Origin of the sequence: Anabaena sp. FACHB-83 (assembly GCF_014697485.1) — a bacterium.
Lineage (GTDB): Bacteria > Cyanobacteriota > Cyanobacteriia > Cyanobacteriales > Nostocaceae > Nostoc_B.
On sequence record NZ_JACJRY010000005.1, the window covers coordinates 1 to 14,305 of the forward strand.

General features: G+C 38.6%; 8 protein-coding genes, 2 pseudogenes and 2 CRISPR repeat arrays. Of the genes and pseudogenes, 7 read left to right on the plus strand and 3 right to left on the minus strand.

Features of this window, described 5'->3' with window-relative positions:
- Positions 1-493: 493 nt before the first annotated feature.
- Complete coding sequence (locus H6G79_RS07855; RefSeq protein WP_190588584.1) at positions 494-1,291, minus strand: molybdate ABC transporter substrate-binding protein; 798 nt, start codon at positions 1,289-1,291, stop codon at positions 494-496.
- Between the two features lie 225 nt (positions 1,292-1,516).
- On the opposite strand from H6G79_RS07855, the gene H6G79_RS07860 reads away from it, so the two are divergent.
- The 3 genes and pseudogenes from H6G79_RS07860 to H6G79_RS36630 all read left to right on the plus strand — a co-directional run.
- Complete coding sequence (locus H6G79_RS07860) at positions 1,517-1,714, plus strand: hypothetical protein (RefSeq protein WP_190588583.1); 198 nt, start codon at positions 1,517-1,519, stop codon at positions 1,712-1,714.
- 1,370 nt (positions 1,715-3,084) lie between these two features.
- Positions 3,085-3,306 (plus strand): annotated as a pseudogene (locus H6G79_RS36625) (helix-turn-helix transcriptional regulator); the annotation flags it as partial.
- 364 nt (positions 3,307-3,670) lie between these two features.
- Positions 3,671-3,760 (plus strand): annotated as a pseudogene (locus H6G79_RS36630) (molybdenum cofactor biosynthesis protein MoaE); the annotation flags it as partial.
- Here the strand turns inward: H6G79_RS36630 and H6G79_RS07870 are convergent.
- A complete protein-coding gene (locus H6G79_RS07870; RefSeq protein ID WP_190588581.1) occupies positions 3,734-7,510 on the minus strand; it encodes a tetratricopeptide repeat protein in 3,777 nt (1,258 codons plus the stop codon). The pseudogene H6G79_RS36630 and the gene H6G79_RS07870 sit on opposite strands and share 27 nt — an antisense overlap.
- 62 nt (positions 7,511-7,572) lie before the next feature.
- Positions 7,573-8,190: direct repeats of the CRISPR family, unit length 35 nt; unit sequence GTTTCCATCCCCGTGAGGGGTAATTAATTGAAAAC.
- A gap of 336 nt (positions 8,191-8,526) precedes the next feature.
- Positions 8,527-9,270 (minus strand): DUF4384 domain-containing protein, encoded by a 744-nt coding sequence (locus H6G79_RS07875; protein WP_190588580.1) that lies wholly within the window; start codon positions 9,268-9,270, stop codon positions 8,527-8,529.
- 143 nt (positions 9,271-9,413) lie between these two features.
- On the opposite strand from H6G79_RS07875, the gene H6G79_RS07880 reads away from it, so the two are divergent.
- From H6G79_RS07880 to H6G79_RS36635, 4 genes are all read left to right on the plus strand, one after another.
- Positions 9,414-9,557, plus strand: coding sequence for a hypothetical protein (locus tag H6G79_RS07880; RefSeq protein WP_190588579.1), 144 nt, complete (start codon positions 9,414-9,416; stop codon positions 9,555-9,557).
- Entirely contained in the window at positions 9,557-9,835 is a 279-nt protein-coding gene (locus H6G79_RS07885) for a hypothetical protein (RefSeq protein WP_190588578.1), read from the plus strand. Before H6G79_RS07880 ends, H6G79_RS07885 begins: the two co-directional genes overlap by 1 nt.
- Positions 9,836-10,115: 280 nt before the next feature.
- On the plus strand, positions 10,116-12,137 hold the full coding sequence (cas1, locus tag H6G79_RS07890) for a CRISPR-associated endonuclease Cas1 (protein WP_190588577.1): 2,022 nt from the start codon (positions 10,116-10,118) through the stop codon (positions 12,135-12,137).
- A 385-nt stretch (positions 12,138-12,522) separates the two neighbouring features.
- A CRISPR array of direct repeats spans positions 12,523-13,653; the repeat unit is 35 nt; unit sequence GTTTTAATTCCTTTACCCCTCACGGGGATGGAAAC.
- A gap of 235 nt (positions 13,654-13,888) precedes the next feature.
- A complete protein-coding gene (locus tag H6G79_RS36635) occupies positions 13,889-14,005 on the plus strand; it encodes a DUF4351 domain-containing protein (protein ID WP_242048245.1) in 117 nt (38 codons plus the stop codon).
- Positions 14,006-14,305 lie beyond the last annotated feature (300 nt).

Sequence of the window (14,305 nt, forward strand, 5' to 3'; positions counted from 1 at the left end):
TTACTTGTATAACTCTTTTACAGCTTGGACTTTTGCCACCAATTACTGCTAATTCTATATAAATTATACTGGATTTATTTCTGCTATTCTAGCATAGCTACTCTGGGAGAGCCGATATTATTATCTTCTAGAACCAAGAGTTATTATTCTGAATCTGGATGATTGATAATTTCAATATTTATGATTTTTAGTTATAAGTAACAAAACAAAATCATTAATAAACTGAAGATTTGTGTAGGTTGCTTGGAGGAACATAACCAAACATTCACGCATACTTTGTTGGGTTACGCTATCGCTACACCCAACCTACTATTCTGAAATATTTATTCATCTTGCACATAACTTATATAATATAAGAATTTTAAAGATAAGCAGAGATGTTGTACACAACATCTCTCCAACGCACATATTGAATGTGATCAAAAAGATAAATTATCAAATTTTACTACTCAGTTATACCTCTATCTCCCTTGTCCTTCTTTTCTCTACTTATTCATCCCATCAAAGATGTATCAAACCCATATTTAGCTAATATTTCTTGTCCATCTGGAGAGAGTATATACATAGCTAAAATGACCGCAGCACTATATGAATTGTTGATAATAGTCATGCCATAATTGACGCGAACGGCTAAATTTGTAGGTAATTCTACTATTTGTAAACTCGGCGCAGCTAAATGTGCTAAACGAGCATCGGTGTAATAGCTTAAAAAAATGTCTACTTGTTGTGTTTCTTGGATGAAATAGGCAAATTTATTTTTTTTGTCGCTGATGATAGGATAATTGCTGCCTCCGACTAAATGTAAAGCTTTACTATTTAATTTTTCAAAGCTACCGACACGAAGTTTTTCCGCTTGGTGAAAGACTGCTTGGGCATAATCTTCAAAAAGGTCTGGTTTGGGTGCTGATATGCCTAAGTGAGTTTGAGGTGACAACATCAAATCTAGTAAACTATCTGAAGTGACTGTGAGATCAGATTTGACGATCGCACAAATTCTATTTCTAACAAAGTTCACCACAGGGCTGCTTTTACTAGCTTGCATTAATACACGCGGATTGTAAACATCATCTGCAATAAAGATATCCGCCGTTTCACCTTCTAAGATGCGTTCGCGCAGCACATCTGCATAGTCAAACTCCAGCTTTATCGGAATCTTGTATTTTCGGGTAAAGGCTTGAGCAACTTCCGAAAGAACGCCTTTTAAGCTATTGGCAGCGTATAATCTGACTAGGAGGCGATCGTTATCGTCAAACAAAACTATGTTGTTAGTTAATTGCATAGATGATTCCATAGGTTAGTACCGCATAAAGTAATCAGGCTTGATTTTTGAGATTATCTGTACAGGCGGGGAGTGGGGAGTAGATTTGCTTGTAATTCATTTAGGACTGCTATTTAGGTAAATAAGCTAAGAGAGATTAACTAGTGAGAACTATTAAGAGATTTGATTTTTTGCGTGGTAATTACTAAGGCAATAATTCCTAGTAATTCTAAAGGTATAATGGAAAACTTCAGGCTGATGCAAAAGCATAATAGTCCTAACAATATGATTGGTAGTTGCCAGATTGGGTTAAGGATTATTAACCCAATCATCCAAAAAAGTATAGCCAGCCCTAGAATAATGAAAGATAGTAAAAGCATAGCGATCGCCAATTATCTCCAGTTGCCAAAACCAGCCCAGTCGCAATTAAACTTGCCACAAGACTTAATGATTTAGATGTAGCTAAAAAACACAACGAATAAGTTGTGAGGATCGCAAATTCCCAAATATTAGAGAAAATAAAGGGCAGATGGAGTGTAAAATATAAACTCCATCTGCGTCATTTTACTTACCAACAAGCAGCGTAGTAGCCACAAATCAAATTTATTAGCCAGATTCTCTCAAACACTTGGTTTGATTGTGATCAAACCTCACGCAATCAAGGCGGAATATTACATTTGAGAGGTGACACAAATTAATTTCTAGTTATTATGTAGCAAAAACTTCCAGCTTTGTATTCGCCGCACTTCACACATCACAGGTTGCAGAAGTAATTGTATAAAAGTGCGGTTGATTCCAATTGAATTGATGAACTGCAAGCAGACCAAAGTTTTCCCCATACTTCAGATTATTACCGATCTAGTAACTCTACAATACCTCCAGAAACTTGCAGAGTTAGACCATCAGTTCATCAAAGAATTAGTTAACTTACAGGATTGAACTCTACTACATCAACCAGATACTACAATGCCGTACCTGTTATAGACTTGAGTTGTTTGCTTTACGCTTTTGATTCCTTATATGTCAAGAATAACATACATCTTGCAATTTTACTTGCGCTAGAAAAATTTTTTTAGCAGTTCAGTAATTTGAAATTTTAATAAGTATATTTATTTATTAAGACTTACGCACAAAGATTGTCTGTGAGGCGTGGGTGTAAGGGTTGTGAACACCTACAGTCTTATAACCCTTCAGCCTCACCTTAATAGAAGGTAGCTGAAACAACCCCATATTTACTAATAGGAATAGACAGACTATTCTATCTAAAATCAACAACATAAATTATTTGATTTCTGGCTTGAGTAGAAATGCCTTATATGAGGAATTGATGATATTTCAAAACTCAAAAAATCAAAGCATAGTGTAATTGTGAGCTTTGATTTTTTCTGAGTGTGAACTAGTTGTAATCACAAATACTGTTTGTCAAAAATTTGATTAGCGCAAGTAAATTGGCAAGATGTATGATATTCTTGATTTAGGGGAATCTCAACCGTCAAATTACAACTCCTCATGTGCTTGCCAATTGAATATCAGCCCAGCCTAGTCATTAATTAGTGACGGCTTAACGTTAATCGAAAAGGAGCAAAGCCGTCCAAGAATTCGGTTTTTCGTTTGGCGAAGCTGTTTCTAAATGTCAAGCTGGACTGATTTTTCTATACATAGCTTTTTTAGAATAAATTAGTCTTCATCTGACTGTGATGAAGCAAAAATTTTGCATCTACTTGCTGTAGTTGTGGAAGTTTTGGCATTTTTATTCACAAGATTACAGTTAATTTTTAATTCCACAATGCAAAATTTAACTTGGTACAACGGAGAGATAAAACCTCATGAAAATGGATGTGAATCTATGCAACAATCTCAAATCAATTAGAACTCGCTTGGGTATGAGTCAGCAAGATTTAGCTGATATGGCTGGCGTAAGTCGTCAGAGTATTAGTGGTGTGGAATCAGGCGAACACGCTCCTTCTGTGGGGATGTCTCTGCGTTTAGCCAAGGCGCTGGGTTGTAAAGTGGAGGATTTATTTTGGTTTGAGGAAGAGTTAGCAGATAATTTTGAGCAAACAATGACAGATTCATCGCTTGGCATGGAAGTTGGGAGCTTATCAGTCAACATTACAGTAAACGGAGTTGGCGATCGCACCGATAATGCTGCTTTATCTGAAATTCTGATGACATTGAAGCACATTTACGATATCCGAACGGGGATTGTACAAAATGCTTGTGGGAAATGTCTTAGTTATTTGCTCAAGCTGTCAACTGGTCAGTTACCCTGAGAAAAGTGAGGATATCTTTACTGGTTTGTTTTGCTAAGAGCGATCGCAATTGTTTTACCCCTACATCCCTACATGTTATGTTGTATACACACAAAATTTTTGATTTGCTAGACTTTTAGCATGTAATTGCTTACTCTTTTGGAAAAAAGAACACTGGCAAAATGGTTCTACCACTTGGGTGAGTATTGGTGCTTGTGAACAGTCAGGACAAAATTGCTTTAATTGTTAGTGGCTCTGTGTTTCCTTGACAAATCCAAGCTCCCCAGTAAAAAGGATGCTGTAAAGGTGTGTCTTTTTCTTGACAATCAATCTGAGTGTTTGGTGATAATTCATTGACTTGTAAAATTTCTTTGAGTGCCTCAACACCCAAGGCAGATTGCTGTAATTCTTTGACAGTAATTGTACGTATATAGTTCTGAGTTTGATGTAACGCTTCGGCACGACCAACACCAGACTGTAGATGATCAAAAAAACTTTCCATCAAGAAAGCCGTCACTCTATCAGGAACTGGCCATAGGCTCATAACTAGGGTTTGTGAACCTGCTACAGCAAAAGCCCGACGCAAACCAAACACCCCTTCACCGATTTTAATATCGCCTCTGGCAGTATCACAAGCACAAAGAACCGTCAGTTGATTATCCCACAAATCTAAACCGGCGATATCTTGGGCAAACACAAAACCTTTACCTGCGTCTGAAGGAAGAGTGCCACCGCATAGCCATGTGTTAGCACCTGCTAAAGCCAGTCCAGAACGCATCATCGGGTTTTCTGTTTTGGTGGTTCGCAGACGTTCTATACTCAAAAAAGTACGCTGGCGATCGCTTGGTTTTGTTTCAGAGCTACTCAAAAATAGGCCGTGAGTGGCAATCAGCATGATATTAGGACACTCACTATTGATGAGGCGGCTTTCTAGTGCTTCTGCACCTAAGTATAATTTTGCATCTAGAAGCTTTTTCGCCACACTTTCACCCAAAAATCTTGTCCCCACAGCGCGACGGAAGGTTGTTTCTGGGATGGGTGGTTTGATTTGCGTTTCGGACTTGGAAGCTATATGGGTAGCGGACTCTGCTGTTAAATCAAAATCAGGATCAGCAATAATTAGCGGTGCAGAGATGGAATGTTTTGGCTTTGGAACTTTGCTGTGAAGAATTTCTCTGCCGACACTGAGATAACTGATGGTGTATTCATCCATTAACAGTCTTGTACCAGTGCTATTGATAGGCAAAATTTGAAACGGTACTAAGTTTAAGTTGCCATCGGGTGCGATAATCAGATGTCGGCTATTTTTAATAAACTCACGGATAGGTGCAAAAAGCAGTTGACTTAGTTGAATAGCGGCTGTGGAATCGTAAGATTGAATATGCAGCTTTGGTTTTTTGAAGGTTTTTCTCAAAGCTAATGTTGGCTGGTGATAGTCAGAGGCTTGTAAGCGGAATGCCTGAATTACTTCATCAATGGTTGCGGCTATTCCTAAGTCAAGCATCTGCACTGCGTTTGGTTGTCCGGCTGGCAAAATAAATGCTAAATAGCGCGGCGGATACCATTGAGTTTCTTGGTTTGCGGCAACTGCCTGAAAATCAAATACATCAAAGCGGACAAATTCGATCAGAATAGAATCAGGCGGTAAAGCTGCGGCTATGGCTTGACGGTCAAAAGTTTGCTCAGATAAGCCAATTTCTGGAACTTGCAATGCTAGTTGTTTTTGCAAGTAATTATACTGGGCTTGCAGTTGAGTAATATTTTCTCGATAGGTTCTAAACTGGTGTGTGGTTTTTTCTGTGGTTGCGCTGATGTCGGGTTGGGGAATAGAGAAGGTTAAATGTACCAGTCGCGTATTTAAATCACTCAACTGGCGGAATTGTTCTTGGAGTTGGGGGTAGCGTCCACTGTAGAGGGCTTGGTTTTGAGCAGCCAGCGCCGATGCTGTTAGTCCTTTGCGTTTTAAAATAAAATCTAAGGCTGCGAGTTTGGCGTTATCTGAGTGTGATAGGTGTTTGTAGACTAAGGAAAGAAATAAATCAACATTATTTCTGATTTTGTCGAGGAAGGAGAGGCGATCGCTTTCGGAACTAAACGAAAATATGTTACTAATAATCTTGTCTTCTATTTTGCTGGCTGCTATGCGATAATCTAAAGCCTCATCTGGACGATTGATAGCAGCTAACACAGTCGCCAGATTATTCATACTAAATGCAACATCGGGATGTTCTTCTCCTAACCAGCGTTTTCGTATCGCCAAAGTTTCGATATATTTCTGTTCTGCTTCCGCAAAGCGCCCCAGAGAGAAATAGAGTTCAGCTAAATTATTAATGCTGATAGAAACTTTTGGGTGTTCTTTTCCTAATAATGACTGTCTCAGTTTTAATGCTGCTAAATGCAGTTGTTCTGCTTCTTGATAACGCCCTTGAAAATCATAAATCACAGCTAAGTTATTCATTGTGGTGGCTACTTGCGGGTGTTGATTCCCAAAAGCAGTTTTCACAATGTTTAAAGCTTGTAAAAATAATAATTCTGCTTTTCGATATTGAGTTAAGTCATCATATAATACTGCTAAGTTATTTAAAATCACAGCCACAAATGGATGTTGTTCTCCTAACAAGCTTTTTGCCATTGCCAAGGCTGTTAAATGTAGTTTTTCGGCTTCTGTATACCTGCCTTGGAGACGATAAATTACAGCTAGTTGGTTGAGCGTGTTAGTAATTTCTGGATGTGAGTTACCTAGAGTGTTTTTTTGGATTTCTAACGCGGCTAAATATTTCTGTTCCGCTTCTGCATAGCGTCCTTGTTCTTCATAAAGTGCTGCTATATTCAAGAAATATTGGGCAATAATTGGATGTTCTTTACCAAGAGATTTTTCTAGCATTGGTAAGACTTGCAAATATTTCTTTTCTGCTGCTAAATAGCGGCCTTGATATGTGTAAACAACAGCAATACTACTTAAAGTCTCAGCAATATCAGGATGTTCAGAAGCAAACAATTTTTCTCTGATGGTATGAGCTTCTAAATACAGTTTTTCAGCTTCTAAATAACGCCCTTGGCTAAGATAAACTTCTGCTAAGTTACTCAAACTCACAGCCACATCAGGATGCTGATTTCCTAGCAGGCATTTCCGCATTGCTAAAGCTGCGAGATATTTCTGTTCTGCTTCTAGATAGCGTCCTTGTTCTTGATAATTGCTGGCCAGATTATTTAAAGTAGAGGCGATGTATGGATGTTCATTTCCGAGAATTTTTGTCCATTTTTCTAAAATTTCGATAAATTTAATTTCAGCTTCTGAATAACGCCCTTGCGCGTCATACAATGCAGCTAAATTATTCAAAGTAACCGCAATTTCTAAATGTTCATCGCCAAATAAGCTTTTTTTCATGGTCAACGCTTCTAAGTGCATTTTTTCTGCATCAGCATAGCGTCCTTGTGTGGTGTAAATGGCTGCTAAATTATTTAAGGTTTGAGCAATATCAGGATGTTCCTCACCAAACAAGCGTTTCCGCATTGCTAAAACTTCTAAATGTACTTGTTCAGATTGAAAATATTTGCCTTGCTCTCGATATATCTCTGCTAGATTATTCAAATTAGTCGCAATTTGAAAATGTTCTTGACCAAATATGTTTTGCCATAATTCTAGGGCTGATAAAAATAGCTTTTCTGCTTCTACATAATTACCTTGGGAATAGTAAAAGGCGGCGAGATTATTTAAAGATTGGGCAACATCAGGATGTTCTGAACCTAGAAGATTTTTTCTGAGGGTTAAGGCTTGCAAGTATAACGGTTGGGCTAATAAGTAATGTCCTTGCATCCGATATAATTCGGCGAGGTTATTTAAGCTATCACAATATTCAGGATTTTCTGTTAGCTGTTGATGTTTGCCTAGATTTACAGCTTGCTGGGCAACTATTAGAGCTTGTTCTAGGTTTCCTTTTCCTGCTAATTCGACAACTTGTAAGTTAAGTTGATTGAGTTGTTTTATAAGTTTTTTCATCTGCTAGTTCCAGATGTTTATATGTTTTTTTCGCTTTTATTAATTACTTATTTTATCTAAAATTTCTCATCCCCGTGAGGGGTAATTAATTGAAAACACTAATAATATTTCAAAGAACAGGTGTAATTCTACGCAAGTTTCCATCCCCGTGAGGGGTAATTAATTGAAAACTGCTCGCACAGGTTTTGGAGGCGAAAGCGGAAGCATTGTTTCCATCCCCGTGAGGGGTAATTAATTGAAAACCAGCGCCAGCGCCAATCCCAACCCAGCCGCAATTGCGGTTTCCATCCCCGTGAGGGGTAATTAATTGAAAACTGTTGACTGGGATAAAGGAATTGACCAGTGGCTGCTTCCTGTTTCCATCCCCGTGAGGGGTAATTAATTGAAAACGAAAAAAAAAGCCGAAGAAAGGGCAGTTTATTGGGAATGTTTCCATCCCCGTGAGGGGTAATTAATTGAAAACAGCTGTCTGATATTGTGGTGCCAATCCACAGGAAATAGTTTCCATCCCCGTGAGGGGTAATTAATTGAAAACTTGCGGTATAGTCGGAAATTTTATGCAGGTTCCGTACTGTTTCCATCCCCGTGAGGGGTAATTAATTGAAAACTGGTACGATGTACATTTTCTCGTTTTTTGGAGATTAAGTTTCCATCCCCGTGAGGGGTAATTAATTGAAAACCCTACCCTTTTAGAAGCCTTAGCCAGAGAGGGTTAGAGATAGGCATTTCTGAGGGGGGTCTAATTTACCTGTCAATAAACACATATTATTGAGAATAGCAGACTATTAGACTATCCTCAAAAGCTTATACAGTAAGCTATCTGAGGGGGTCAACGAAAGAATCAGGGTTTCAGCCATTGCCTGACCCCCGCAGGTAAACTTATGTAAAGAAAGTCAAAATCAATACTTCAAGATTCAGTTGGAAACTTGATATTAAATTTTCAAGGTTCTGTGCTTTTAAAGGGCAGTATAACAAAATACTTTAAATTTTGAAAGCTTCAAACATTAACTTTTCTATCATGCAGTAATCAGATAATCTGTATGCCAAAGTTGATATTCTCCGTGTTTGGTCAGATATTCTAGTAACTCTGTCAAATGACGAGCCTCTAATTCTAAAACCTCATCATTATCTTGGGTTAACCAGTCTAATTGAGGTACTTCTTTGGTAATGATGGCGATAATTTCTTCCTTACCGGGAGTGCCTTCGACGGGAAAAGCATTTATTGGTGAACCTAGTTGCGGTAAGCTGGTTTTGCCTGTATCTAAATGTGGCTGTTGAGCAAAACATGAGGGACAAAAACACCACATTTGATTAGATGTATCTTTTTGGAGTAGTAACAAATAACCGGGAGTTGAGAAGTTTAGCTCTACTTGAATGTAACTACCAAGTTTTACCGATTTCTCATATCGGCTTGGGGTTTTCTTCCCCCAGCCTAGTGTTTCTTCTTTGACTAAAACTAACCCCATTTGCTCTGTTGGCGAACCTAATGATTGAAGTTGTTGCCATAATTTATCGAGGGGTGAGAGTTCTTCAGTTTCTACATCACCAAACACGGCGATGTCTTTCCAATCTAAACCCAGAAACACGCATATTTCTTGAAAGTTTGTACGATATATCGGTTTAGCGTTGAAGAAATTACTAACAGTTGAATAACCTAATCTTACTTCTTCAGCAAAATCTGTTTGAGTTAAGTTTTTAGCTTTTAGGGCTTTTCTTGCCAGTTTCACGCCTTCGGGTGATGCTACCAGAGTTCGAGACATAACAAGTAAAAAGTAAAAAGTGAAAAGGTAAAAGTTGACTGCTATTTCACGATAATTTGTGTTTGTAAAAATTGAGAAATTAGTCATAAAAATTTTGGAACTAGTGATTGACAGGTATAAATTTATACTTTAATATAAAAGACATGATAAAGGCGATCGCTTCTTTCCCTCAAGAACAAAGCAACCGCCCTTATCTAAACCCCACAAAAGGTAAAAGCGATCGTCTGATTCCGGCAAAGAAGAGAGCGATCGCTTTTATACCCCTCACAAAAGGAGCATACAGATAATGATGGCACAATTACTCAAATTCGCCCAATTCCAATTAGTCCAGTTTTTAAGACAAAATTTCCACTTCTCCACTCCCAAGCAAATTTCCCAACCAGTATTTCCCCACCGAGAACCAATTAAACATTTGCTCATCGGTTCTCCCAAAGCCGTCACCAGTACAATTCACTATTTGCAAGTTATTGGTTACGCCAGCGTAGGAGATTGGAGTCCATTGCAACCAACGGGGAATCCAGATGAGGTGATGAGTATTTTAAGCCGTCAAATTTCCATCCAGTAATCTCAATTGAGAGACGTTGCTATGCAACGTCTTTTGAACAAACTTAGTCATAATTTTTGAATTGGCATCAGTCATATACGAACTCATATAAAAGACTCAATAACCCAGACACGAACTCATATATAGCACTGCAACAATTAAATTCAAGGTACTAAAAGAAGTTTTACACCTTTTAAATACCTAGTTAGATCCCCGACTTCTTCAAGAAGTCGGGGATCTAACTCCGGCTTGAAAACATCTTGCTTTTGCCTTTTAACTTTTAACTTTTAACTTATTCATCATGTTCACCTTAGAACATCTGCGTTTCGCATGGTTGCAAGTTCGTGCGGGAAGTAAGACTGCGGGTGTTGATGGGATTTCTGTTGAATTATTCGAGTCAATGGCTACCGAACAATTGCAGAATATTGCCTATCAACTCAATCATGAAGCTTACAAAGCCAGTCCCGCCAAGGGATTTTATGTCCCTAAGAAAAATGGTGATAAACGATTGATTGGTATCTCGACTGTGCGGGATAGAATTGTCCAGCGATTACTACTTGATGAGTTGTATTTTCCTTTAGAAGATACCTTTTTAGATTGCAGCTATGCTTATCGTCCAGGACATAATATCCAACAAGCAGTACAGCATTTATATGGGTACTATCAATATCAACCGAAATGGATAATTAAGGCTGATATTGCGAATTTTTTTGACAATCTGTCTTGGGCATTGTTGTTAACTTTTTTGGAGCAGTTATCACTAGAACCAATTATCTTACAGTTACTAGAACAACAGTTGCAATCAGGAATTATCATTGCTGGGCAATATCGTAACTTTGGTAAGGGAGTGTTACAAGGAGGGATACTTTCTGGTGCTTTGGCTAATTTATATTTGACTGATTTTGATAGAAAATGTCTCAGTCAAGGTATTAATTTGGTACGGTATGGTGATGATTTTGTGATTGCTTGTAATAGTTGGCAAGAAGCAAACCGCATCCTCGACAAAATTACTGTTTGGTTGGGAGAGGTTTATTTAACTCTCCAACCAGAGAAGACACAGATTTTCACTCCTGATGATGAGTTTACCTTTTTGGGTTATCGCTTTGCTGGTGGTGAAGTTTATGCACCGCCACCACCAGAACCTATACTCAAAGGTGAATGGGTAATTAATGATTCGGGTACGCCTTATTTTCGCACTAAACCAAGACCAATAAAACCAGTTTCTCATCCGCCTAAAGCTTGCAGTATCGACAAGCCAATTAACTTTCCTAGAGCATCTTTATCTCATTATTGGCAGGATACTATGACTACTTTATATATAACCGACCAAGGCGCATATTTAAGTGTCAAAAATCAGCAGTTTCAGGTATTTTATCAAGGTCAATTACGCATTAAAGTCCCGGTAATGCGGGTGAGTAATGTAGTTTTGTTTGGTTGTTGTAATGTATCTCATGGTGCGGTGAGTATGGCCTTGCGGCGAAGGATTCCGATTATGTATTTATCGCAGAAGGGTAGATATTTTGGCAGGTTGCAAGTTTCTGGTGATGCTAAAGTTGAATATTTGATGTTGCAAGTAGAACGTTGTCAAAATCTTGAATTTACCAGAAAGCAAGCTGAGGCAATTGTCACAGCTAAGATTCATAATTCTCGAATATTATTAATGAGGTTAAATCGTCGTCAAAAATCTAAAAATGTTGATGAAACAATTATCAAAAAAGCATCTAGTGACTTGGATATTTTGATGAGCAAATTACCTTTTGCAGAAAATATGGATATGCTGCGAGGATACGAAGGAAAAGCAGCGACAATTTATTTTCAAGCATTAGGAAGTTTATTTTCTGGTGCATTTAAATTTGAAAAGCGCACTAAGCGTCCACCCACTGACCCTATTAATAGTATGCTCAGTTTGGGATACACTTTATTAAGCCAAAATGTCTATTCTTTTATTCAATCTGTAGGCTTACATACTCATTTTGGCAATTTACACGTTCCTCGTGATAATCATCCAGCTTTGGTTTCTGATTTGATGGAAGAATGGCGGGCTGGCTTGGTTGATTCTTTAGTGGTTTATTTAGTCAATTCAGAAGTTTTTACAATTGATGATTTCACTTTACCTGATGAACGAGAAGGAGTGTACTTTCACCCTCACGCACTCAAGAAGTTTTTAAAGCATTGGGAAGAAAAGTTGCAATCAGAAGTGACTCATCCTCACACTGGACAAAAAGTAGCATATCGTCGCGCTCTTGAGTTGCAAGTGCGAGAGTATATTTCATGCTTGAAAGGGGAGGTAGAAGTTTATCGCCCAATGATTTGGCAGAAATAAGCTGTTCCACATTTAACTTTAATAATCGGGGTGGTAGTAGAGAAAACTTATGTTAAGTTTGCGTTTGATGCTGTAAAAAGTGCGAGTACTTTGTGATACTATCCAAAATAACAAACAGAACCTTGAAAACTTAATCTAACGTTTCCAAGTGAATCTCAAAGTACTTGTTTTTACTTTGTGTACGTAAGTTTTTCGCGGGGGTCAGGTGATCCGTACAACCCTTATTCTTGCGTTGACCCCCGCGAAAAGCTGTCTGAATAAGCTTTTGAGACGGGTCTACTAGGACTAAATTCTCAATAAATGTAGCTTATTGACAAGTAAATTAGACCCCCCGCGAAAATGGGTATCTGTAACCCTTTCTGCATAAGGTTTCTAAATAGGTAGGGTTTTAATTCCTTTACCCCTCACGGGGATGGAAACGTTCTCCGCCCTTCTTAAGTAACAATGTGGCAGACAAAGAGTTTTAATTCCTTTACCCCTCACGGGGATGGAAACGACTTGAGTTGCATCTTTCCAGCCCGCTGAAAAGTTGTTTTAATTCCTTTACCCCTCACGGGGATGGAAACCCATTCCATGTTCGATGCGTAGACCAGATATATTCATGTTTTAATTCCTTTACCCCTCACGGGGATGGAAACCTCAACCCAACTCTTCTCTCCGTTCTCGCTGATGCTGATGTTTTAATTCCTTTACCCCTCACGGGGATGGAAACCTTGCTGGCAGCTTTGCCAACATTTCTTCTTTTATTTTGTTTTAATTCCTTTACCCCTCACGGGGATGGAAACCTTGGGTTTCAGGGGAGTTGAACCATTCCAGACAAAGTGTTTTAATTCCTTTACCCCTCACGGGGATGGAAACCTGGTAGGTAACGAGCGTTTGTTGTCCAAAAAAACGTTTTAATTCCTTTACCCCTCACGGGGATGGAAACCAGTACTGCACGGAACAAAAACCCGCTTACTGTCTTGTTTTAATTCCTTTACCCCTCACGGGGATGGAAACTTTTCTACTAATTTGCTCCAATTTTTGTCTTCAAAAGTTTTAATTCCTTTACCCCTCACGGGGATGGAAACATTTTTCGCTTCCTCGTACTTCCCATTGCTAATATATACGGTTTTAATTCCTTTACCCCTCACGGGGATGGAAACCAGTTGGATAGTCACGGTCAAAGTTCACACCAGAAAACTGTTTTAATTCCTTTACCCCTCACGGGGATGGAAACATCTCCATGAGAATTGATTGTATTTGTTCTTCTATGCTTTGTTTTAATTCCTTTACCCCTCACGGGGATGGAAACTATCCCAATCAACGCCAATTTTTGAGCTTTCATCTTTTTGTTTTAATTCCTTTACCCCTCACGGGGATGGAAACTATTTCCAGCCCAGGCATTGCTGTGGCTACAATCAGAGGTTTTAATTCCTTTACCCCTCACGGGGATGGAAACTTTACGCCGATGGTTCCTAAAATTTGCAAAAACTCATTGAGTTTTAATTCCTTTTTTCAAACACCCTCTAAGGGCAATAATCCTTCGTCCACGTCGGCAAAGTCTTCGTCCAATGGTTCAAGGGTAGAAAGTGTTTGCAGGAGTGATTTTTTCTGAATGGGGGATATGATGGCGAAGGGGACACCATTTTGGATGATAGTGAGGGGTTCGCCTGTTTTTTGAGCTTGGTTAATTAGGTTTTGGACAGTTTCGGGAAGTTCTGCAAGGGTAATTTGTTTCATGGTGGTTTGTGGGGTTTGGGGATGGAGGCTTGGCGTACATCTATTTTACCTGTGACTGTGCTTTTACCCCTGGATGGGGAGAAGAGTTGTTAAATTTCTCAGAAGTGGCTGAACTCGAAGCTTGGCTAAATCAACAAAAAGTATAAATAATCACTTTATTATTTTAGATATGCTTAAGTCTGGGATACTAAGTAGTTAAACATAATTAATTACACAAAGTCATTGCGAATGGAGCGAAGCGAAATGAAGCAATCGCAAGGGCTGGGATTGCTTCGCTTCGCTCGCAATGACTGTAATTAATTTTGCGTGGTTACTTATTTCCAGCTTTTTTTAATGCCTTGTTAGCAACTCATATAACTCATATACCAAGTCATATAAAAATTGCTTAAACGCAAATATGAACCCATATATCAACATGAAAAAATTGAAACATAGGTAAAGAAAGA

What these genes read in the sequence shown, in the direction of transcription:
- H6G79_RS07855 (WP_190588584.1), bottom strand. Translation starts at nt 1,291, where the DNA reads ATGGAATCATCTATGCAATTAACTAACAACATAGTTTTGTTTGACGAT.
- H6G79_RS07860 (WP_190588583.1), top strand. Translation starts at nt 1,517, where the DNA reads ATGCAAAAGCATAATAGTCCTAACAATATGATTGGTAGTTGCCAGATT.
- H6G79_RS07870 (WP_190588581.1), bottom strand. Translation starts at nt 7,510, where the DNA reads ATGAAAAAACTTATAAAACAACTCAATCAACTTAACTTACAAGTTGTC.
- H6G79_RS07875 (WP_190588580.1), bottom strand. Translation starts at nt 9,270, where the DNA reads ATGTCTCGAACTCTGGTAGCATCACCCGAAGGCGTGAAACTGGCAAGA.
- H6G79_RS07880 (WP_190588579.1), top strand. Translation starts at nt 9,414, where the DNA reads ATGATAAAGGCGATCGCTTCTTTCCCTCAAGAACAAAGCAACCGCCCT.
- H6G79_RS07885 (WP_190588578.1), top strand. Translation starts at nt 9,557, where the DNA reads ATGATGGCACAATTACTCAAATTCGCCCAATTCCAATTAGTCCAGTTT.
- cas1 (WP_190588577.1), top strand. Translation starts at nt 10,116, where the DNA reads ATGTTCACCTTAGAACATCTGCGTTTCGCATGGTTGCAAGTTCGTGCG.